Raw genomic sequence first — 21,700 nt, forward strand, 5'->3', positions numbered from 1 at the left:
CGGCGTCGGGAGACGTCGGCGGGTCAGGCCAACCGGATCGAGTCCCCGTCGACGGTGACCCGGGACTCGGCCAGCGCCGACCGGGCCGGGCCGCTGCGTACCGACCCGTCGGCGATGTCGAAGGCGCTGTTGTGGCAGCGGCAGACGATGGTGCCGTCGGTCACCTCGGCGACGGTGCAGCCCTGGTGGGTGCAGGTCGCCGAGAAGGCCCGGACGGTGTCCTCGGCGGGCCGGGTGACCACCACCCCCTCGGTCCCGAAGACCTTCCCGCCGCCGACCGGGATGTCGGCCAGCAGCGCCAACGCGGGTGCCTGCCCGTCGGGGGCGGCGGTGGCGCCGTCGGTCCCGGTGGGGGCGGGTGCCCCCGGTTCGGCCACCGGGGGTGGCGTGCCGTAGGTCTGACACCCGGTGAGCAGGGCGGTGGCACCGGCCGCGCCGGCACCGGTGAGCAGGGCCCGTCGGGACGGACAGTGCAGGTGGTTCATCGTTTCCTCCTGGTCGCGTGCGGCGGACGGCAGCCGGGTCACAGGTGTACGCCGAAGGTGGTGAAGTACCAGACCGACGAGGTCAGGAAGATCCCGATCAGGGCGGTGAACACGAGTCCACCGGCCACCGGGAGGACCCACCCGGGCAGGTCCCGTTTCGGCAGCACCAGCATCTTGGTGGTGAAGGCCCCGAAGAAGAAGCAGCCCAACGCCGAATGGACCACCGTCCGCAGGCTGTAGTCGGCGAACCCGACCGCGTACAGGCAGTGCACCGCGACGGGGATCGCCACCAGGAAGGCGACCCGGCCGGACCAGCGGTGCGCGGTCGACGCCCAGGAGGGGGAGAAGCCGCCCAGCTTGCCCCACATCGCCAGCGCCGACACCAGTTGCAGGATCGCGAAGACGACAGCGACGGTACCGAGCCACACCTTCACCGTCATCGGGCCGGAGAACCCGGCCACGCTCACCGCGATCCCGGTCGGCTCGTGCAGCCGCCCGTACACCCCCATGGCCACCGCCACGGCCGACCCGGCCAGCAGCGGGACCAGCAGCGACCTCGGTACGACAGGGGACCGTGCGGGTTCGGCGGACCACTCGGGTCGGTCGGTCGGCTCCAGTCGGTCGAACCGGTCGGCAGGTTCTGCTCGGTCGAACCGGTCCGCCGGCTCCAGTCGGTCGAACCGGTCCGCCTGTTCCGTTCGGTCGAACCGGTCGGCCCGTTCCGGACCGTCGAACCGGTCCGCCGGCTCGGGCCGGTCGGGCTGGTCGGTCCACTCGGACCGGGGTGGCCACTGTGCCTGCTCCGGCGGCTCGGTCGGCGGTGACCAGTCCCTACCCTGCGGCCACTCGGGCGGGCCGCCCGACCCGGACCAACCGTCCGGCTGGTCCGGGCCAGGGGATGCGGGGCCGGGGATCACCCGCAGGTCGAGGTCGTCGAAGGCGTCCCGGGGCTCGTCCGTGGCGGACCTGCGGCGGGCCACCCTCACTCACCGTTCCCCGGAGTCGGCAGGACCGGCACCGCGTCGATGCTCACCCCGTTGACGATCGTGGTGAAGAACGCCGGGTCCAGTGGTGGGGCGGGCACCGGCCTGCCGTTCCAGGTCACCACGCCGATCTGGGTGCCGTCGGCGAGCAGGATCCAGCCCCCGTCCACCCCGGCGTCGCGGACCTGCTGGCTGGCCCGGTACACCGACGGCTTGGTCGACCCGTTCGACGTGGCGGTGAACGTGAACGTCCGTCCACCCGCCGTCACCGAACCGGAGGCCCGGCCGGTGGCGCTGTCGAACGTGCCGGTCAGCCGGGACGAACCCTTGCCGGTGAGGCTGAACTCCCCGTCCACGGCGGTGCCCTGCAACCAGATCTCCAGGCTCCTGCCGTCGCAGACGTAGGCCGTGGCGTTGCGGTTGGTGACGGTGATCGCGATGGTCGCCCCGTTGTCCAGCCGCCCGGTCCAGGTGACGTCGACCTTGTTGTCGATGGGGACGTCGGTGCCCGTCGGCGGGGTGGTCGTCGGTGCCTGTGGCGTCGGCGCGGCCGTCGGTACGGCCGTCGGTGCGTCAGTCGGCGTCGCGTCCGGCTCCGGGGGCGCGGTCTCACCCGGTCGTTGCACCGACGGTTCCGGCACCTCCGACGGGGGCGAGGCGGTCGCCCCCGCAGCGGCGGCCTCGGGCGTGGAGCGCGCGGCCGGCGGGGCCGCCTGCGCACTCATCGTGAACAGAACGGCTGCCAGACCGGTTCCGGTCAGCAGCGTGAGCATCGGCGTCAAGCGCTTCATGAGCAGCTCCCTTCACCTGTCCGTACGGCGACGGAGCGCCGGACGGTTCAACGGAAGGGAAAGATCGCCGTCGGGGCTGCGGAGGCGGCCCACCGGCCACGGACCGACGGGTCCGTGGCCGGTGGACACCCTCAGGCGCTGGTCGGAACCTTGTCGGCGGTCGACGCGGCGGCGGGGGCGGGACCGGCAGCCGGCTCGACCGGCTTCTCGGCGTGACGACCGTTGGGGCGCGACACCATCGGGTACTCGGCGGTCTCGGCACCGCCCGCAGCGGCCGCCATCACCGCTGCAGCGGCCAGGTCGGCCACCCGCTTCGCCTCCCGCTGCACCCGGCCGCGGACCTCCTTGGCGTGCTTCTCCACCGACTCGGCCGAGCGGCGCGCCTCGTCCAGCCGGGCCATCTCGGCACCGAGTTCCTGCCGGACCTCGGTGAGGCGCGTCTGCAACTGGGCGTACTCCCGTTCGGCGGTCTCACCCTCCTGACGGGACTTGGCGATCTGCTGCTGGACCGTGTCCAACTCGGTCTGCAGCCCGGTCAGCGCCTCCCGGCGGTCCCGGATCGCCTGCTGCACGATGGTCAGCTGCTGCTGGTGGCTGGTGGCCTGCTCGTCGGAGTGCTGCCGGACCTTCGCGGCGTACTGCTGGGCCTCGGCGATCAGAGTGTTGATCTCCTGCTCGGCGGTGCTGCTCTGCTCGGCGAGGTCCTGCTCGGCGGCGGCCCGGCGCTCGTTGAGCTCCCGCTCCACGTTGGCCTGCCACTGTCCCAGCTCCTGCTGGGTCTGCGCCCGGGCCGCCTGCACCTCCTGCTGGATCTGGGTACGCGCGGCGGCCATGAACGCCTCGGCCTCGGCGCGGGCCTGGTCGAGCTGCTGGACGCTCTGCTCCTCGATCCGCTTCGCCTCCTGCTGGGCCCGCTCGTGGGCGGCCTGCCCCTCGGAGAGCAGCCGGTCGGCGGTCTTGCGGATCTCGACCAGCTCGGCCTGGGCGGCGGTACGCCGTTCCTCGTAGGCCCGGTCGTGCTCGGCCCGCCGGGCGGTGACCTGTTCGTCCAACTCCCGGAGGGTCCGGTTGGCCTGCTCCCGGGCCTCGACCAGGGTCCGCTCCGCCTCGGTGCGCAGGTCACCGGCGCGCTCGGCGGCGGTGTCGGTGATCGCATTGGCCTGCTTCTCGGCCAGGGCGAGGATCTGGTCCACCATCGGACCGAGGTCACGGAACGTCGCGCGGTCCAGCTGGGCCGGACGCTGCTGCAACTCGGTGAGCTGGGTACGCACCTGGGCGAGTTCGTTCGTCAGGTCGTGGATCTGGGCTGCCGACCGGACCCGGTCGGCCCCCATGATGGACAGTTCCCCGCCGAGGTGTTCGAGATGCCGGTCCACCTGTCGTTTGTCGTACCCGCGCAGGGCAAGGTCGAAATTCGGCCGCGAGTTCGCGTCCTCGCGTGCTGCGAACGGCTCTTCGCCGTTTGACATGCGCCTTCCTCCGTACGATCACGAGTGCCACGCCGGTGGGGACGACCGCCTCCCGGCCGGGGCGTCGGGCAACGCTACCGCCGCCGCCCCCCGGCCCGTCGTACCGCCCCGGGCCGTCGGATCGGCCCACCGGCTCCCAGACGATACGAGGGGTACGTGTCGATTCGATTGCGGTGTACCGATTCGGCGATCGTCTACGACTGATCGGTGCGGGTCGCTGACGCACCGGCCGGTGGGGTGGGGCCGGTCGTACCTGTCGGTGGTGCTGACGTGCTGGTGGAGGCGGAGTGCCATCATCGGCGCCATGCAACCTGGTCACCACCGGATCGACCTGTCTGTCGGCTACGAGCGCAGCCGGACCGGTCGGTTGGTCTCCCTCGCCGTCCTCGCGCCGCTCCTGGTGGTCACCTGCGGCTGCGTCGGGGCGATGATCGGTCAGTTCACTCGGTTCCAGGGGGGACCCGCTGCGATCACGGGGATCGCCGCCCTGGTCCTCGGCGGCGGGGCGGCCCTGCTGATGGGCCTGCTGCTGACCACCGTCGTCCGTACCGGGGCCTCCCTGACCGGTCCGTACCTCACCGTCACCAGGCTGTCGAGCAGGACCGTCGACCTGCGGGCCGCCACCTCGATCACCATTCACGCCGCCACCGACACGCAGACCGGGGTGGGCGCCGACGGGTCGATCGTCGCCCTGCCGGGCAACACCCGTACGCCGGTGCTGACGGTGGTGACCCCGGCCCGCACCGTGGGCCTGCGACTGCGCAGCCTCGACGGGGCACTGATCCCCGCCCGGCAGATGGTCGCCGTGGCCGACGCCCTGACCTGGGCGCACTGCCCGGGTGCCCGCGAGGCGGAGCACTGGCTGCGGGTCATGGCCGCCGACCCCCGGACGATGCTGCTCTGAGTCCGGTATCGGGACCGATGTCCGGTTCCCCGGTGGTCGGGGTCACCGGGTCCGTGGAATGACCCCACCCCCCCCGGGTCGTTACACCATCCGTACGCCCGTGCAGGCCGAGCCGCCGGGCCGACCCCCGAGAACCGACCCCCGTACGCGCCCGCCCCACCCCCCGGGGCCGCTTCTGGATGCCGCGCGTGTGTGGTTCTCCCCCCGACCAGAGAGGCACTCTCGATGCGTACCACTCTGTTCCGTAAGACCGCCCTGACCGCTGCGGGTCTCGCCTTCGCCGGTGGCGCCATCGCCGGACCGGTCGCCGCCATGGCCGCCCCCACCCACACCGGCACCACCACCGCCGTCGTGCAGGCCGAGCGCCGGCCGAACAGCGAGCGGGAACTCGACGTCCGCTACGAGGCGCAGCCGAACTTCTACTTCTGCGGTCCCGCCGCCGCCCGCAACGCCCTGAGCGTCCAGGGCAAGAACATCGACGTGCACGCCATGGCCGAGGAGATGGGCACCACCGAGAACGGCACCGACTCCATCAACGACATCACCCCGGTGCTCAACAAGCAGACCGGCCGGGACGTCTACCGCAGCGTCGAGACCCCCGACAAGCCCGACCGGAAGCAGACCGAGCGACTCCGCGCCGACATCGTCGGTACCGTCGACGACGGCCGGGCCGTGGTCGCCAACGTGGCCGGCACCGCCACCGACACCGACGGCGTCACCCACGCCTTCGAGGGCGGGCACTACATCAGCGTGATCGGCTACCGCGACGGTGGCGACGTCGTCACCATCGCCGACTCCGCCGACCCCGCCCACGCCACCTACCGGATGAGCGTCACCGAGCTCGCCGACTGGATCGCCACCCGGGGCTACGCCCACTGACCCACCCGCACGTCGAGGCCGACGAGACGGGGCCGACCCCACCAGGGGTCGGCCCCGTCGGCATGTCCGGGAGTCGTCGCCGAGGCGACGTCGGGCAGCCCCGGGGACGAGGTCGGGACGGGTCAGCGCTTGCGGGCGACCCCGGCCCAGTAGTAGGCGGCCTCCGGGTTCTCGACCGGCTGGTCGGGACGCCAGCCCAGGACCGGCGCCACGCCCGGCTCGATCAGCTCCCACCCCTGGAAGAACCGCTCGACCTCGGCCCGGTGCCGGGGCACCAGGGTCATCCCGTTGTTGCGGGCGGCGGCCACCGCGACCTCCACCGCCTCCGGGGCGAAGTCCTGCGTGGGGTGCGTGATCGCCAGGTAGCTGCCGGAGGGCAGGGCGTCCATCAGGACCCGGATCCGACCGATCGGGTCGTCGGCGTCGTCGAGCAGCATCAGGATGGCGACCAGGGTCAGTGCCACCGGCTGGGTCAGGTCGAGGGTCTCGGTCAGCGAGGCGTCGGTGAGGATCTTCTCCGGCTCACGCAGGTCGGCGTGGATGTACGTGCTGCGACCCTCCGGTGAGCTGACCATCAGCGCCCGGGCGTGGGCCAGCACGATCGGGTCGTTGTCGACGTAGACCACCCGGGTCTCCGGCGCGATCTCCTGGGCGATCTCGTGCAGGTTCGGGCGGGTCGGGATGCCGGTGCCGATGTCGAGGAACTGACGGATTCCCGCCTCGGCGACCAGGTGACGGGCGACCCGGTGCACGAACCGCCGGTTCTCCTTGGCCATCTCCCGCAGGGTGGGGATCGCCTCGATCATCGCCGCCCCGGTCGCCCGGTCGACGGCGAAGTTGTCCTTCCCGCCGAGCCACCAGTCGTAGATCCGCGCCGAGTGCGGGATGCTGTCGTCCACGATTGCTCCGTGCTGCGCTGACTCTGACACGCTCGTCCCCTTCGCGGGATCATCGGGGTGTCCATCGTAGACCGACAGGGCGGCGAGGTTTGACCGGCCGACCCGGCGGTACTTGGAGGCAGCCGACACCCACGAAGGGACCCGGGATGAACGTCAACGAGCTGCTCACCGAGGCGTACGCCCGGCTGCCCGACCTGGTCGGGGCGGCGGTCGACGGGCTCACCCCACCCCAGCTGCGATGGGTGCCCCAGCTGGGGGCCAACTCGATCGGCTGGCTGGTGTGGCACCTGACCCGGATCCAGGACCACCACGTGGCCCAGCTGCTCGGCACCGGGCAGCTCTGGACCGAGGGCGACCGGGCGGGCCGGTTCGGCCGCGCCGCGGACCCCGACGACACCGGGTACGGACACACCCCCGAGCAGGTGGCAGCCGTCGCCCCGCAGAGCCCGCAGGTCCTCGTCGACTACCACGCGGCGGTGTGGGACCGGACCCGGTCGTTCCTGGCCGGGCTGGCCCCCGCCGACCTCGACCGGGTGGTCGACGATTCCTGGGACCCCCCGGTGACCCTCGGCGTCCGGCTGGTCAGCGTGGTCGACGACAGCCTGCAGCACGCCGGGCAGGCCGGCTACGTCCGAGGACTGCTCCCCGGCTGACCCGCCCGGCGCACGGCACCGCCACCGCCGGCCCGTCCGGGTTCACGGCACCCCCACCGCCCGCCCGCCCGGCGCACGGCACCGCCACCGCCCGGCTCAGGGCACGATCACCGCCCGGCCCTCCAGGGTGCCGTCGCGCAGCCGCTGGTAGGCGGTGTTCGCCTCGGCGAGGGGGAAGGTGGTCACCTTCGGCTTCACCAGGCCACGGGCGGCGAGGTCGAGCACCTCGACCAGTTCGGGACGGCTACCCCAGTACGTCGTCTGGATGCTCACCTCGTACGGCACCGAGAAATAGGACACCGGGAGGGTGCCGCCGCCGATCCCGACGACGGTGAGGTCGCCGACCGTACGGGCGACCGCCGCGCCGAGCCGCAGCGTGGGGTCCACGCCGACGAAGTCCAGCACCACGTCGGCCCCGCGGCCCCCGGTGATCCCGCGGATCTCCTCGGCGGCCCCGTCACCCGCCGACACCGTGTGGTCCGCCCCGCACCCCTCGGCGAGGCGCAGCGCGTCCGCGCGGGAGTCCACGGCGATCACCTGGGCGGCGGTGGTGGCCTTGAGGATCTGCACCCCGACGTGGCCCAGCCCGCCGACCCCGATCACCACGGCGAAGCTCCCGGGCGGCAACTTCGACCAGGACCGCCGGATCGCGTGGTACGGGGTGAGCCCGGCGTCGGTCAGCGGCGCCGCCTGGACGGGGTCCAGCCCGTCGGGCAGCGGGACGACGTGCCGGGCGTCGGGCACCAGTTCGTACTCGGCCATGCCGCCGTCGAGGCCCAGCCCGCCACCGCCCCCGGGCACCGGTGCCGCGGCCGGGTTCTCGCAGTACGGGTCGATGCCGAGGCGGCAGCGGGGGCAGACACCGCAGCCCCACGGGCCGTACACCGCCACCGGCTGGCCCACCTCCAGCCCGGTGACGCCGTCACCGAGGGCGTGCACCCAGCCGGCGTTCTCGTGTCCGAGGGTGAACGGCGGGTTCCACGGCACGACCCCGGCCTCGAACTCGTCCATCAGGTGCAGGTCCGAGTGGCACGCCCCGGCGCCACCGATCTTGACGACCACCTGACCCGGACCGGGGCGTGGCTCGTCGACCTCTTCCAGCCGGGCTTCGGACTTCCATTCCAGCAGCCGTAGCGCACGCATGTCGGGCACCCCTTTCGTCGCGGCGTTCCCTGAGGCTCCCCGCTGAGCCGGTCGACAAACGGTGCGCCGGGTCCGGGTGGACGGCGACGACGTCGAAGTGCCGGGGGCGGGAGGACCTCCCACACCCGGCACCCCGACGGTGGATTTCAGTGCATCGACATCGCGCCGCGCCGTTTGGCGGCCCCACGGGCGGCCATCATCCCCATGCCCCCGCCGCGCATCGCGCCCGAGGCCCGGCCGAGCATCCCCCGGAGCACCTGCCCCGGCTTCTGCTGCTCGCCCATGTAGGCGGTGACGACGATCAGCGCACCGGTGAGCGCCGGAATCGCCCACTGGAGCATCTTCATCTGCCGTTGGGCGGCGGCCACCTGCTGGGGTGTCTCGTGGTTGGGCTCGGTCGTCCCCTCCACGGGCGGGCTGCCGGCGCGTTCCAGGCGCATGCCCAGCAACCTGCTGTAACCGGTCACGGCGAGCGCGCTGACGGTGAGCGCCGTCTTCACCGCGCTCATCCGCCCCACCCCGGCCTGTCCGATCACCCGGGGGCTCTCGGTGACCAGTTCACCGGCCGCGCCGGCCAGGTGGGCACCGATCGCCGCCGCGTTGATCGGGGTCCACCGCGCCCAGCCGGCCGAGGCCACAGGTAGCCGCTGGGTGGAGTCGCTGATCCGGGTCGCCGCGCCGTTGACCCCGAGCGCCCCCATGAGGGAGCCACCGAACCAGGCCGCCAGGCCCAGGTCGTGCATCGAGCGCAGTGCGGTATGCGTGTCCGACATCTGATCCCCTTCCGCCGTCTTGGGCGAGGCGGCATACCCGTCGTGCGCCGGACCATTCACCGCACCGGCCGGGAACGACGGCCACCGGTGACCGGAGGCTCGAGACGGACCGTCGCCACCCGGCGACGACCGGCCGCCGACCCGTCAGGCCGGCACCGGGGTCTGCCCGATCCCGGTGGTCTGCGCGTAGACAGCGGTGAGCTGTTCGGCGCAGCGTCGCCACGAGTAGCGGCTGCGGATCCGGTCGACCGAGGCGGTGGCGTAGGTCAGTCGGCGGACCTGGTCGGTGAGGAGCCGTCGCAGTGCTCCGGCCAGGGCCCGGGGGCTTCGCTGGCCGACCAGGTCGCCTGTCACCCGGTCGACCACCACGTCGGCGGCCCCGCCGGTGGCCTCCCCGACGACGGGTACGCCGCAGGCCATCGCCTCCAGTGCGGTCCGGCCGTACGGGTCGTGGTCGCCGGTGGCCACCAGGACGTCGGCGGAGCGGTACCAGCCGGGCAGCTCTTCGCGGGAGACCCCGTCGACCAGGGTGACCCGGGCGGCGACCCCGCAGGACTCGGCGAGTGCCGCCAGCCGGGCGGCGAACGGGTCGTCCGACCGACGGCCGGCAGGTCGGGGGCCGAGCACGACGCACTCGGCTCCCGGCACGGCGGGCAGCGCCCGGACCAGGTCGGCGAGGCCGCTGCCACCCCGGCTGGCCGCGACGGTGAGGATGCGCGACCGGGCGTCGCGGGGGGCCTTCGGCCCGTCCGGCCGGAACAGGGTCTGGTCCACACCGGCGGGGACCAGGACCATCCGGGACCGGGGTACGCCCCGCCGGATCAGGTGGCCGAGTTCCTCGGTGTTCTGCACCACGACCCGGTCGACGGCCTGTCCCAGTGCCCGGTCGTAGCCGGACCGGTGATCCACCCCGTCGGGTGCCGGTCCCGAGCCGGATCCGCGTCGGGGCCGGGGCAGGGGGGCGAGGGCGTGGTAGGTGAGCACCACAGGCACCGGGCCGGTACGCCGTACCGCGTGCAGGGCGGCCAGCCCGGCGTCCCAGCCGTGGGCGTGGACGACGTCGGGCGACCAGTCCTCGGCGCGCCATCCGGCGGCCAGGGATCGCCCGTACTCGCCGAGCTGTGGCAGGAGTTCCCCTGCGGTGGCGACGGGGCCGGTCGGCGTACCCGAGGGATGTCCCCGGACGTCGTGGCCGCCGTCGAGCAGTTCGGCGGTCAGCTCCGTGACGTGCCTGCCCCGGTCCTCGGCGTGCCCGCCGCCGGGGAGGTCGAGCGGGCCGACCGGCGTCGAGATCATCGCGATTCGCACACTCACTCTCCATCCACTCCGTCACGCCCGCTCACGCCGGGCATCCGTTCGGTCGCGCCCGCTCTCGGGCGGGATCGGACAGGTGAGCCGTCACCCGGGCCGTCCGGCGCCGAGGGAGGCGTATGACCGACAGCGGTACCCGGGGTTCGGCCCCCTAACCCTCGGGCAGCTGGGAGTTCTCCGGCGGCCCCGAGCAGCCACCCCACCTGGACGGTGACGCTGCGTCCGACCGACCGGACACCAGGTGACATTCGAGGGACTCAATGAGAAGCCGGAGATCCCTTTTGGAATGCGGTCCGATATGCGGGAATTGTGGATTCATGAAGTCTTGTTTTTGATTCGCCTGTCCGTCTCCTTTGTAGACAGGACTTGCAGAATCTTCTTTTGTCGACCTTCCCGCAGTTCACTCACTGTGCTCCGGTCCCGGTGGGTCAGTGTTCAAACCCATTTTCCTTGGCTAAAGTCGCCATCGTGAAAATCAACCGGGCAACCGACATGGCGTTGCGAATCGCCATGTTCGCTGCTGCGGCGCAGGGGCGCGCCACGGTCGACGAGTTGGCGATGTCACTGGTGCTTCCCCGCAGTCACGTGGCCAAGGTGGTGCAGCGACTCAGTCGGGCAGGCGTCCTGGTGACCATCAGAGGGCGGTCCGGCGGTGTGGTCATCGCCGAGGGGGCCGACAACGTCACCGTCGGTGAGATATTCCGCGCCTTCGAGGGGGACGGCGAGGTGGTCGAGTGTCACCGACCCCCCTGCCCGCTCTCGGCCAACTGCCAGTTGCGCATCGAACTGCGCCGGGCGCAGGAGGCGTTCATCGGGGTCCTCGACGACGTTCGGATCGCCGACCTGATCAAGGGATCGCCCGGGGAACTGCTGCGGACCCTCAGCGGGGCACCGCCCGGACCGACGGTCGTCACCCTGGCCTGAGAGACCCCGGCGGTGAGGCCCGCGTGGCGAGCCTCACCGCATCGACCGGCGTCCCGTCGGTTCAGCCCACCCCCACGGATCCGTCGCCGGAGCGCACACAGGCCACCGTCCGTGCCGTGGTCACGGCGGCCCCGCTGAGGCACCGCCCGAGCACCTGGTGTCCGGCGGCGTTCGGGTGCCAGGACTCCTGGCAGGTCTGGAAGTGGGTCACACAGGTGTTCGCGATCCGCTGGATGGCGATCTTGTCCTTGCCGGCGAGGCTCGTCACCACTGTGCCGTCGGGACGGTCCTGGAGCCGGATCGGGGTGGCCAGGGCTCCGGTGGGGCTGCCCGCCGACTCGCAGAGCCGAGCGCCGTCGAAGGCCCGCTGCACGTTCAGGTGGACCAGATCGGCGGAGGGGAACTCGGCGGCCAGGGTGGCGCGGACCGAGCCGACCAGCGTGCCGAGGCCCGCAGAGAACCGGTGTCCGGGCAGCAGGCTGGCCCGGTGGATCGGGCACCCGGCGGCGTACCGCTCGGCGCCGAGGGCGCGGAACTTGTCCCGGGTGTCGTCCCGGTCGTCCTCGGAGTGCAGGCTCGCCGCCAGGTCGAACGGGAGCGGGTTGGTGTAGTCCTGCAACACCACCCGGTGCTGTCCGTCGGTGTCGATCTCGGCCAGGGTGGCGAGGATCCGGCGGACCGCGTCGGTGGTCTCCGTGGTGGCCGCCGCGACCTGGGCGGCGGTGGCCAGGTCGGCGTCGCCGCACGGCTTCTGCTCCACCGGCCCACCCAGGTACGCCCAGAACTCCCACCAGCCCGTCCAGGCGTCGGCGATGAACCGGTTGGCGCACTTCTCCGCCACCGTGCCGAAGGTGAAGGAGGTGTTGTTGGAGCCGAGCCCGATCAGGACCAGGTCGATGTCGTGGGTCCGCCCGACCGCCCGGAGCTGGTCCAGTTGGGCGGGGACCTGACGGCCCTTGGCCCGGTCGGCGCTGGGGGCGGCGATGTCCCGGGGTTGGCCGCCGGAGCAGGCCAGGTTGAACCTGTCGACGATGCCCGGCAGGTCGGCCCGGTGCAGGGAGGCGTTGGCCGACCGGTGGCAGAAGAAGGCGTTGCTGTTCGGCGCGGTCCAGCCGGGGAAGCCCTGTGCCACCCCGGCGGTGTCGGTCACCGGCGTGTACGCCCCGGCCCCCTCCCCGCTGACGAAACTGTCCCCGAGTGCGACGGCGGCGGTGGGCAGGGCGGCCGTCGCCGGGGTGGACGCGACGATGGCGCTCGACAGCGCCGCCGTGGCGAGGCTGAGTCCCACAGCGAGGGCGGTACGGCGGAATCGGGCCATCGGGACTCCATCCATTCATGGAAATATGAAAGTTCCTCCGGGGGGCTGATCCCACCACGGGTGTGTGACGTACGTCAACGTCCGACCCCTTCCGGCTGTGGTCCGGGGGTGGTAAGCGGAGGTGGGGTTGCCCTACCGTTCACCCGGTCGGGCGCGTGGGGGATCGGCAGCATGTCGGCGTGTCGGGCTAGGCTCGCTGCGGCGCGCCGCTGATGATCTTGACCGGGGGCCGGCCGCCCGCACCACCGAGACCAGGAGTACGACCAGTTGACCGCACAGCCTGAGACCCTGTACGGGGCCGACGACCTGACCCACCTGGAGGGGCTGGACGCCGTCCGTAAGCGCCCCGGCATGTACATCGGGTCGACCGACAGCCGTGGCGTGGGTCACCTCGTCAACGAGATCCTGGACAACTCCACCGACGAGGGCGTCGCCGGGCACGCCACCCGGATCGAGGTGATCCTGCACGCCGACGGCTCGGTGCAGGTCGACGACGACGGGCGCGGCATCCCCACCGACGTGCACGCCAAGTCGGGGATCTCCGGGGTGGAGCTGGTGCTGACCCGGCTGCACGCCGGCGGCAAGTTCGGCGGCTCCGGCTACAAGACCTCGGGTGGCCTGCACGGGGTCGGGGCCTCCGCCGTCAACGCCCTCTCCCGCCGTTTCGACGTGACGGTCCGCCGTGGCGGCAAGGTCCACGCGATGTCGTTCCGGCACGGCGTACCCGGAGTCTTCGACGGCCCCGGCCCGGACGCCCCCTTCACCCCCGGTCCCGGACTCCAGGTGGTCGGAGCGGTCAAGCGGGGCCAGCCCACCGGCACCTCCATCCGGTACTGGCACGACGCCCGGTACTTCGAGACCGGGGCCGCCCTCGACGTGGCGGCGGTCCGGATGAAGCTGCGCAACACCGCCTTCCTGGTGCCCGGGGTCGGCTACACGCTGCGCGACGCCACCGGCGAGGAGCAGAGCGAGGAGACCTTCCAGTTCCCCGCCGGCCTCACCGACATGGTGGAGTTCCTCGCCCCGGCCGGAGACCGGCCGGTCTCCGGCACCCTGCTGGTGACCGGCGAGGGCACCTACCGGGAGAACGCCGCCGACGCCAACGGCGTCATGCAGTCCAACGTGCAGCGGCGGGCCGAGGTCGAGGTGGCACTGCGCTGGGGCACCGGCTACGACCGCACCGTCGAGTGCTTCACCAACACTATCCGCAACGCCCACGGCGGGACCCACCGCAAGGGCTTCGAGCGGGCTCTGGTCCGCAGCCTCGGTGAGGCCGTCCGCGCCACCCGGGGGCTGCTCAAGGCCAAGGAGGACCCGCCCACACTGGACGACGTCCTGGAGGGGATGACGGCGGTGGTGCACGTCCGGCTGCCCGAGCCGCAGTTCACCTCGCAGACCAAGGACGAACTCTCCACCGCCGGCATCACCAAGGTCATCCAGACGTTGGTGGAGCAGCACCTCAAGGCCTGGCTGGACGACCGCAAGACCAAGGCCGAGGCCCGGACCGTCCTCCAGAAGATCGTCGACGCGGCCCGGGTCCGGTTGACCCAGAAGCAGCAGAAGGACGCCGCCCGGCGCAAGACCGCCCTGGAGGGGGCGTCGATGCCGCCGAAGCTCGTCGACTGCCGCTCCACCGGGGTCGACCGCAGCGAGCTGTTCATCGTCGAGGGCGACAGCGCCCTCGGGTCGAGCCGGATGGCCCGGGTCGCCGAGTACCAGGCCCTCCTGCCCATCCGGGGCAAGATCCTCAACGTCCAGAAGGCCAACCTCCAGCAGGTGCTGGACAACGCCGAGTGCGCCGCGATCGTCCAGGTCCTGGGGGCCGGCTCGGGCCGGACCTTCGACCTCACCACCATGCGGTACGGCCGCGTACTGATCATGGCGGACGCCGACGTCGACGGCGCGCACATCCGTACCCTGCTGATCACCCTCTTCGCCAGGTACATGCGGCCGTTGATCGAGGCGGGGCGGCTCTACGCCGCGATGCCCCCGCTGCACAAGATCACCACGAAGGGGCGCAACCCGCAGACGATCTACACCTACACCCAGGCCGAGATGGAGACCACCATCCGTCGCCTGGAGAAGGCCGGCAAGCAGATCGTCACCCCCGTGCCCCGGTTCAAGGGACTCGGCGAGATGAACGCCGACGAGCTGTGGGAGACCACGATGAACCCGGCGACCCGGGCCGTACGCCGGATCACCCTCGACGACGCCGAGGCCGCCGAGCAGATCCTCGAACTGCTGATGGGGGAGAAGGTCGAGCCGCGCCGCAACTGGTTGATCAATTCGGCCGACCGGGTCGACCGGGAGGCGATCGACGCGTGAGCACCCTGTCGCCGACCACGCCGCGCCGAGAAGAGAGCTGAACGATGGCACGCCGCAAGGACAACCGCACGAAGGCCGACCTCGCCGCCTTCGACCAGGCCGGTGCGCGGGTCTTCGACAACCCGCTGGTCACCGAGGTCTCCGACTCCTACCTGGAGTACGCCTTCTCGGTCATCCACTCCCGGGCACTGCCCGACGCCCGGGACGGACTCAAGCCGGTGCACCGGCGCATCCTCTACTCGATGCACGAGTCCGGGTTCCGGCCCGACCGCCCGTACGTCAAGTCCGCCCGGGTGGTCGGCGACGTCATGGGGCGCTACCACCCGCACGGTGACGCGGCCATCTACGACGCCATGGTCCGCCTCGCCCAGGACTTCTCCCTCAACGCCCCCCTCATCGACGGGCATGGAAATTTCGGGAGTCCAGACGACGGACCGGCTGCGGCGCGTTACACCGAGTCCCGGATGTCGCGGGAGGCGATGCTGCTCGTCGGGGAGCTGGGGGAGGAGACCGTCGACGTCGAGCCGAACTACGACGGCTCGCTGACCCAACCGACGGTCCTCCCGGCAGCCTTCCCGAACCTGCTGGTCAACGGGGCCTCCGGGATCGCGGTCGGGATGGCCACCAACATGATCCCGCACAACCTCGGCGAGGTGGTGGCGGCGGCCCGGTGGCTGATCAGGTACCCCGACGCCACGCTGGACAAGCTCATGGAGTTCGTCCCCGGCCCCGACCTGCCCACCGGCGGCCTCCTGCTCGGCCTCGACGAGGTCCGCCGGGCGTACGAGACCGGTCGCGGGGTGGTCCGGATGCGCGGGAAGGTGGAGATCGGCCCGATCGAGGGCAGCCGGGGCCGCCAGGCGATCACCGTCGTGGAACTGCCGTACGGGGTGGGCGCCGAGAAGGTCATCGCGGCGATCACCAACGAGGTGAACAAGACCAAACGGCTCACCGGGATCGCCGACGTCAAGGACCTCACCGACCGGGAGAACGGCACCCGGCTGGTCGTCGAGTGCAAGGTCGGGGTCAACCCGCAGGCGCTCCTGGCCGACCTCTACCGGCTCACCCCGCTGGAGCAGTCCTTCGGCGTCAACAACCTGGTCCTCGTCGACGGGCAGCCCCGTACCCTCGGGTTGAAGTCGTTGTTGGAGGTCTTCCTGGCCCACCGGTACGAGGTGGTCACCCGACGGTCGTCGCACCGCCGTCGCCGTCGGGAGGAACGGCTGCACCTGGTCGACGGCCTCCTGATCGCCCTGCTCGACATCGACAAGGTGGTCAAGCTGATCCGGGCCGCCGACGACGCGCAGGCGGCCAAGGACGGGCTGATGGAGAAGTTCCGGCTCTCCGAGATCCAGGCCGGTTACATCCTGGACACCCCGCTGCGCCGGTTGACCCGCTTCGACCGGCTGGAGTTGGAGGCCGAGCAGGAGAAGCTGCGTCAGGAGATCGCCGAACTCTCCACCATCCTCGACGACGACAAGGTGCTCAAGAAGCTCGTCTCCGACGAACTGGCGGCGGTGACCAAGCAGTTCGCCGCGCCCCGCCGGACGACCCTCGTCGACGGTGACCTCAAGGAGGTCCTCGCCGCCTCGGTGCCGGCCGGGCCGCTGGAGGTCGCCGACGACCCGTGTCAGGTGATCCTCTCGGCGACCGGTCTGGTCGCCCGGACCGCCGCCGAGTCGGAGGAGGCGGTGGAGGGGCGCCGCGCCAGCGGCCGGGACAAGCACGACACCGTACGCTCGGTGGTCCACTCCACCGCCCGGGGCCGGGTCCTCCTGGTCACCAGCACCGGCCGGGCTTTCAAGATCGACGTCCTGCCCCTGCCGGTCCTGCCCCAACAGTCCGGAACCGTCGCCCTGCGGGGCGGCATGGCCGCCGCCGAACTGGTCCCGCTGGAGGCGGGCGAGACGGTGGTCGGGCTGGCCCCCGTCGGTTCCCTCGCCGAGGGATCCCCCGGGCTGGCCCTGGGCACCCGGCAGGGTGTGGTGAAGGTCTGCGCCCCGGACTGGCCGGTCCGCTCCGACGAGTTCGAGGTGATCGGGCTCCGCGAGGGCGACGAGGTGGTCGGGGCGACCTGGCTGACCGACGGCGCGGAGAGCCTCACCTTCGTCACCAGTGAGGCGTCCCTGCTCCGGTTCGCCGCGACGCTCGTGCGACCCCAGGGTCTCAAGGGTGGCGGGATGGCCGGGGTGGGCCTGCCCGCCGGGGCCCGGGTGGTCTTCTTCGGCGCGGTCCGCACCGACGACCCGGCGCACGGTGACCCGATGGTGGTCACCTCCACCGGGGCCACCGTCAAGGTGACCCCGTTCGCGGCGTACCCGGCCAAGGGGCGGGCGACCGGCGGGGTGCGCGCCCAACGTTTCCTCAAGGGCGAGGTGGACCTCTCGGCGGCCTGGGTCGGCCCCCGTCCGGTCGGTGCCACCGCCACCGGCGACCCCGTCGACCTGCCCCCGGCCGACCCGCGCCGCGACGGCTCCGGCTTCGCCGTCATGCTCGGCCCCACCATCCTCGGCCACCACCTCCAACGCGACTGACCCCCACACCCCCACCTCGGGTCTCCTTGGTGATCAAGGGATTTGCGTCAGGAGTCTGGCCGCCGATGACGCAAACCCCTTGATCATCAAGATGGTCGGGGCTGGGAGGCCTCGCGGGTGATCGGGTCAGGTGACGTGCAGGGTGGCGGCGAGGCGGGTCAGGTCGGCGGGGGCGGTGGGTGAACGGGCGACGACGGCGATCAGGTCGCGAACGGAGGGACGGTCGTGGACCTCGCTGCGGGCGGTGCGTTCGGCGTCGAGGATGGTTCGCCCGGCGGCACGCATGTCGCCGGTGAGGGCGTAGGCGCGGGCGGCGTCGAGAAGGTACGCGGCTCGGTGTTCGGTCGGTAGCCATCGCCACCCGTCCGTGGCGGTGAGTCGAACGTGGCGGCGGATCGCCGCCGGGGCGTTCCCGAGAGCGGTGTCGGCGACCACTCGGGCGGTCAGGATGGTGACCCGTCGGGCACCTTCACGGTCGAGGCCGCTGGCGAGCTGTTCGGCCTGATCGAGCAGCTCACCGGTGCTGCTGGCGTTACCGAGGCTGGCTGCAGCCAGGGCGGCCTGGGTCAGCAACGTCGCGCAGACGGCCGCCCCGACCGGAGTCTGCTCCCCGGCAGCCATGCTCTGGTGAGCGGCCACCACCGCAGCCTCCATCGCTGACCGTCGCCGCCCGCACGCCCGCAGCGCCTGACACAGCGGTACGGTCGCGGCGGCGCTCACCTGCGGATCGTCGGTGGCCAACGCCACGGCCATCGCCCGGTCGGCGGCCAGCCACCCTAGCTCTCCCTGGTCCACCTTGACCAGTACCAGCGCGACCAGCCCGTAGACCGAGACCGCGACGCCGTCCATCATTCGCCCTGGCCGGGCTACCTGCCCCGCTCGGGCCGCATCGATCAGGTCGGGCAGGAGCGCCAGCAGGTCCGGGTACCGGGCGTGCCGATAGGCCTGTTCCGCATGATCCAACCTGGCCCGTAGCCGAGCCGCATCCGAGGGTCGGACCGACGTCTCGACGTGGTACCGGGCCAACGCCGTCCGGATCGCCTCCAGCCCGGCGGCGGCCGGGGTGGATCTGTCGGGCCGGTCCGCCACCAGCACCTCCAGGTCGATGCGGAGCGCCTGCGCGACCTCCCGGAGATTCGACACCCGCTCCAGGCGGCGGACTCCCCGCTCCACCTTGTCGACCCAGCTCTTCGACTTCCCGATCCGATCCGCGAACTGCTGCTGCGTCATGTTCCGCCGAATCCGCCACTGCGCCACCCGGCGGCCCACCGGTAACTCGTTCACCGCCCGACCCTCCCGGTCACCCGAAGATTCCGAGCACGAACAACACGAGTACGACCACCGCCATCGTCACCCCGTACCCGTACTCCCGCCGGGACAACGCCCGGCGATCAGGCCGAGCCGGACAGGGCACCCGGTCCCCGTCCGGCAACGGCGGGGCACCCCCCGCCACCGAGCGCGCCGCCGGTAGCGGCCCCTCATACCGACGCTCATCCACTGGTACCTCCTTGTAGAGAGGGTTGGGCAGGTCCGGCCACGGACCCGATGTCGCGTAGCCGGACCGCCATCTGGCCCCGTGGGTTGCCGACCGGAGGGACCTGGAGCAAAGGTGCCATGGCAGCCATGGGTAGTCAACCCTTCCCGAGGGGTGGTTCACTGGTGATTGCCGACCGGGGAGGAATTCTGCCGTGCCGTCCTATTCATCTATCTATGAACGTATCGCTGACGAAATGACGGAACGGATCAAGTCTGGGGAGTTCCCGCCCGGAAGCAAGCTGCCCAGCAGGGCGGAGCTGTGCGCGGAGTACGAAGTCTCCGACTTCGTGGCGGATCGCGTGTTCCTGACCTTGAGGATGCGTGGCATGACCGAAACGGTCCCGGGCCGAGGCGTGTACGTCAGGAAGGACTGACCGGCTAGGGCCGTGGTCGCTCGTGGGATGGCCTGACGGCTCTGTGTGTGGACCTGACAGCATCGGGTGGGTGACCGATGCTGCGCTCGTTCTGCTGCACAGCCCGTTCGTCGGGCCGCTCACCTGGCAGGCCGTCGGTGCCTGGTTGACCCACCGCGGGTGGGCCGTGGCGGCCCCGGATCTGACCACGGCCGTGACCGGCGGCCCCCTGTACCAGCAGGCCGTCGCCGAGGCGGTGGTGGGCGCGCTGGTCGACGTGGACGCCACGACCCCTGTCGTTCTCGTCGGTCACAGTGGTGCCGGGCCACTCCTGCCACGCGTGGCCCGGGTGATCCCACACGAGGTGGTCGCGCTCTGCTATGTGGACTCGGCGTTGCCCTGTCCGGGGAGAAGCTGGATCGAGACCGCTCCACCGCCGCTCGTCGACCACCTCCGTGGGCGGGTCGACGGCGGCACGTTGCCGCCGTGGCACGAATGGTTCCCGCCGGGGGTCCTCACCGACCTACTGCCTGAACCACAGCTACGGGCGGACTTCGTCAGGGAGGTGCCGAGCCTGCCCTTCACCTACGATCAGGAGACGCCGGTGGGGCGGAACTGGACGCTGACCCGGGGGCCGACCGGGCGGGTGGTCTTGGGGACGGCGTGTTCCCAGGTGCGTTGGCAGGAACCGCCCATCACCACCAGGTCGCCGTGGCCGAGCGGGAAGCGCAGGCTGGGCGCGCCACCGCCGCGCGGGCGCAGCAGCAGGGGTCGGGGTGACCCGAACGAGACGATGGCGACCAGGGTGTCGGTGTGGGCGGAACGGCCCCGGGTGTCGCCGTGCCAGGAGACGCTGTCGCGCCCGTCGCGGTAGAGACACATCCCGGCGGTGACGAACGGCTCGCCCAGTTCCGGCGCGTAGTGCCGGGTCAGCGCCGCCCGGGCGGCGGTGAGCACCGGGTGGGGCAGGGGTCGGTCGGCGTCGTACCAGCAGAGGAGTCGGGGGACGTCGACGTCGGTGTCGTACATGGTGCGGCGCTCGGCCCGCCAGGGGACCTCGTCGAGGAGGGCGTCGAGGACCCCGTCGGAGCCGTGCACCCAGCCGGGCAGGTGGTCCACCCAGGCACCCCGGCTCAGCGGGTGCCGGCGTAGCCCGGCGAGCGGGCCGATCGACGGCCCGTCGGCGGCGAGGTCGAGCATCGACGGCTGGTAGGCGGCACCGGACATGCGCCCACCCTAGCGCCTGTTCGTACAGGTGTGCGATCACCCGGGTGGGCGGTTCCGAAGCCGGAGCCGGCCCGCAGTGGGAGATCTTGGAAAATTTCGGCCCCAGAGAGGGGCCATCTGCTGCCAAGGTCTTTCGCGGCGGGCGCTGTGTCCCGTCTAGCGTGGTGTGCGGGCTCCGACGAGGGCGAGGACCGCGTCGGCGACCCGGGACCGGCCGCGCCCGTCGACGGTCGACCAGGCGCGGGCGGCCAGCGCGGCCCGCCGCTGCGGGGAGCCGAGCAGCCCGCGCAGCGTGCCGACCGCCTCGGCCCGCGCGGCGTCGCCGAGGGCACCGGCGGCGGTCAGGGCGGGCAGTTCACCCAGACCGGCGACGATCCCCTCGGCCACCACCCGGTGGTACGACTCCCGCTGGTTGTCCACCACGCAGACCAGCCCGGCCGCCGCCCCCAGGCAGCACAGTTCCCACGTCGAGGTCCCGGCCGCACTGACCACCAGGTCGGCTGCGGTGATGAGGGCGGGAAGGTCGTCGGTGGGGCCGACCGGGTGCACCGACTGCCCCGGGCCGGGGGTGAGGGACGCCAGCCGTGCCCCGACGTCGGCCCGGCCGACCACCACTGTCAGCTCCATCGGGGCGGCGGTGTCCAGCAGCGACCGGGCCAGCACCGGGGCCGCCCCGAAGGCGTCGGTACCGCCGAAGAAGGCCAGCACCCGGGGGCGGGGGACCGGGACGGCCGGGGGCGGGGCGGCCGGTCGGGCGGTCACCACCGCGTCGCGCAGCAGCGGGTACGCCGTCCCGGCGAGCAGCCGACCGGGCAGCGGCCCGTACCGGGCACCGAGGTTCTGGTCGAGGTAGACGTCGGCGTCCTGGCCCCGGGTGTCCCCGTCCACCACTGCCAGGGTCACCACCCCGGCCGCCCGCAGCGCCCCGGCCCCGGCGGGGTCCAGTTCGTACGAGTCGAGCACCAGGACGTCGAGCCGGTGCCGTCGGGCCGTCGCGACCAGCTCGTCGGGGTGATCCGGGCCGGGGCGCAGCGGGATGCCCCGGTCGGCGAGCTGACGGGCCGCCCAGCCGACCCCCTCGACGGTGCCGAGGAACTCCACGGCGTGTCCCCGGGACCGGAACTCCTCGGCCAGGGCGAGGCAACGGACCAGGTGTCCGACCCCCCGTTCCGGCCCGGCGTCACACCGCATCC

At 72.1% G+C, this 21,700-nt stretch carries 20 protein-coding genes; 7 read left to right on the forward strand and 13 right to left on the reverse strand.

What is annotated here, in order from left to right:
• Positions 1-23 precede the first annotated feature (23 nt).
• The 4 genes from WHN02_RS12615 to WHN02_RS12630 all read right to left on the reverse strand — a co-directional run bounded on the left by WHN02_RS12615 (position 24) and on the right by WHN02_RS12630 (position 3,728).
• Positions 24-485 carry a Rieske (2Fe-2S) protein gene (locus tag WHN02_RS12615; protein WP_434743480.1) on the reverse strand — a complete coding sequence of 154 codons (462 nt, stop codon included), beginning with the start codon at positions 483-485 and terminating at the stop codon, positions 24-26.
• Positions 486-523: 38 nt separating this feature from the next.
• Positions 524-994, reverse strand: a complete 471-nt coding sequence (locus WHN02_RS12620; protein ID WP_434743938.1) for a DUF6529 family protein — start codon at positions 992-994, stop codon at positions 524-526.
• A 473-nt stretch (positions 995-1,467) separates the two neighbouring features.
• A complete protein-coding gene (locus WHN02_RS12625) occupies positions 1,468-2,259 on the reverse strand; it encodes a hypothetical protein (protein WP_434743481.1) in 792 nt (263 codons plus the stop codon).
• A gap of 131 nt (positions 2,260-2,390) precedes the next feature.
• Entirely contained in the window at positions 2,391-3,728 is a 1,338-nt protein-coding gene (locus WHN02_RS12630) for a hypothetical protein (protein WP_434743482.1), read from the reverse strand.
• Between the two features lie 304 nt (positions 3,729-4,032).
• On the opposite strand from WHN02_RS12630, the gene WHN02_RS12635 reads away from it, so the two are divergent.
• Positions 4,033-4,632, forward strand: coding sequence for a hypothetical protein (locus tag WHN02_RS12635; RefSeq protein ID WP_434743483.1), 600 nt, complete (start codon positions 4,033-4,035; stop codon positions 4,630-4,632).
• Positions 4,633-4,857: 225 nt separating this feature from the next.
• On the forward strand, positions 4,858-5,511 hold the full coding sequence (locus WHN02_RS12640; protein WP_434743484.1) for a C39 family peptidase: 654 nt from the start codon (positions 4,858-4,860) through the stop codon (positions 5,509-5,511).
• Between the two features lie 122 nt (positions 5,512-5,633).
• Here the strand turns inward: WHN02_RS12640 and WHN02_RS12645 are convergent, their stop codons facing one another.
• The gene (locus WHN02_RS12645) at positions 5,634-6,398 is read right to left on the reverse strand and encodes an SAM-dependent methyltransferase (protein WP_434743939.1); all 765 of its coding nucleotides are present in this window, start codon (positions 6,396-6,398) and stop codon (positions 5,634-5,636) included.
• A gap of 158 nt (positions 6,399-6,556) precedes the next feature.
• Here WHN02_RS12645 and WHN02_RS12650 point away from each other — a divergent pair, with 158 nt between their 5' ends.
• Positions 6,557-7,063, forward strand: a complete 507-nt coding sequence (locus WHN02_RS12650; RefSeq protein WP_434743485.1) for a mycothiol transferase — start codon at positions 6,557-6,559, stop codon at positions 7,061-7,063.
• Between the two features lie 96 nt (positions 7,064-7,159).
• On the opposite strand, the gene WHN02_RS12655 is transcribed toward WHN02_RS12650, so the two are convergent.
• The 3 genes from WHN02_RS12655 to WHN02_RS12665 all read right to left on the reverse strand — a co-directional run bounded on the left by WHN02_RS12655 (position 7,160) and on the right by WHN02_RS12665 (position 10,287).
• Entirely contained in the window at positions 7,160-8,206 is a 1,047-nt protein-coding gene (locus WHN02_RS12655) for an NAD(P)-dependent alcohol dehydrogenase (RefSeq protein WP_434743486.1), read from the reverse strand.
• 146 nt (positions 8,207-8,352) lie between these two features.
• Positions 8,353-8,979 (reverse strand): hypothetical protein, encoded by a 627-nt coding sequence (locus WHN02_RS12660; protein WP_350897027.1) that lies wholly within the window; start codon positions 8,977-8,979, stop codon positions 8,353-8,355.
• A gap of 144 nt (positions 8,980-9,123) precedes the next feature.
• Complete coding sequence (locus WHN02_RS12665; RefSeq protein WP_434743940.1) at positions 9,124-10,287, reverse strand: glycosyltransferase; 1,164 nt, start codon at positions 10,285-10,287, stop codon at positions 9,124-9,126.
• Positions 10,288-10,758: 471 nt separating this feature from the next.
• Here WHN02_RS12665 and WHN02_RS12670 point away from each other — a divergent pair, with 471 nt between their 5' ends.
• Positions 10,759-11,214 (forward strand): RrF2 family transcriptional regulator, encoded by a 456-nt coding sequence (locus WHN02_RS12670; protein WP_434743487.1) that lies wholly within the window; start codon positions 10,759-10,761, stop codon positions 11,212-11,214.
• Positions 11,215-11,275: 61 nt separating this feature from the next.
• Here the strand turns inward: WHN02_RS12670 and WHN02_RS12675 are convergent, their stop codons facing one another.
• A complete protein-coding gene (locus WHN02_RS12675) occupies positions 11,276-12,532 on the reverse strand; it encodes a hypothetical protein (RefSeq protein ID WP_434743488.1) in 1,257 nt (418 codons plus the stop codon).
• Positions 12,533-12,799: 267 nt separating this feature from the next.
• On the opposite strand from WHN02_RS12675, the gene WHN02_RS12680 reads away from it, so the two are divergent.
• Together WHN02_RS12680 and WHN02_RS12685 are read left to right on the forward strand one after the other, a co-directional pair.
• Positions 12,800-14,857: a DNA gyrase/topoisomerase IV subunit B gene (locus WHN02_RS12680; RefSeq protein WP_434743489.1), complete on the forward strand. Its 2,058-nt coding sequence runs from the start codon at positions 12,800-12,802 to the stop codon at positions 14,855-14,857.
• Between the two features lie 44 nt (positions 14,858-14,901).
• Positions 14,902-17,391 (forward strand): DNA gyrase/topoisomerase IV subunit A, encoded by a 2,490-nt coding sequence (locus WHN02_RS12685; RefSeq protein ID WP_434743490.1) that lies wholly within the window; start codon positions 14,902-14,904, stop codon positions 17,389-17,391.
• Positions 17,392-17,517: 126 nt separating this feature from the next.
• On the opposite strand, the gene WHN02_RS12690 is transcribed toward WHN02_RS12685, so the two are convergent.
• Complete coding sequence (locus WHN02_RS12690; RefSeq protein ID WP_434743491.1) at positions 17,518-18,621, reverse strand: helix-turn-helix domain-containing protein; 1,104 nt, start codon at positions 18,619-18,621, stop codon at positions 17,518-17,520.
• 70 nt (positions 18,622-18,691) lie between these two features.
• On the reverse strand, positions 18,692-18,889 hold the full coding sequence (locus WHN02_RS12695) for a hypothetical protein (RefSeq protein WP_434743492.1): 198 nt from the start codon (positions 18,887-18,889) through the stop codon (positions 18,692-18,694).
• 232 nt (positions 18,890-19,121) lie between these two features.
• Here WHN02_RS12695 and WHN02_RS12700 point away from each other — a divergent pair, with 232 nt between their 5' ends.
• Positions 19,122-19,301 (forward strand): winged helix-turn-helix domain-containing protein, encoded by a 180-nt coding sequence (locus WHN02_RS12700; protein ID WP_434743493.1) that lies wholly within the window; start codon positions 19,122-19,124, stop codon positions 19,299-19,301.
• Between the two features lie 570 nt (positions 19,302-19,871).
• Here WHN02_RS12700 and WHN02_RS12705 read toward each other — a convergent pair.
• Positions 19,872-20,507: an alpha-ketoglutarate-dependent dioxygenase AlkB gene (locus tag WHN02_RS12705; protein WP_434743494.1), complete on the reverse strand. Its 636-nt coding sequence runs from the start codon at positions 20,505-20,507 to the stop codon at positions 19,872-19,874.
• A gap of 156 nt (positions 20,508-20,663) precedes the next feature.
• Positions 20,664-21,698 carry a PseG/SpsG family protein gene (locus tag WHN02_RS12710; protein WP_434743941.1) on the reverse strand — a complete coding sequence of 345 codons (1,035 nt, stop codon included), beginning with the start codon at positions 21,696-21,698 and terminating at the stop codon, positions 20,664-20,666.
• Positions 21,699-21,700 lie beyond the last annotated feature (2 nt).

Source organism: Micromonospora sp. SH-82, from assembly GCF_051132485.1.
Classification (GTDB): Bacteria; Actinomycetota; Actinomycetes; order Mycobacteriales; family Micromonosporaceae; genus Micromonospora.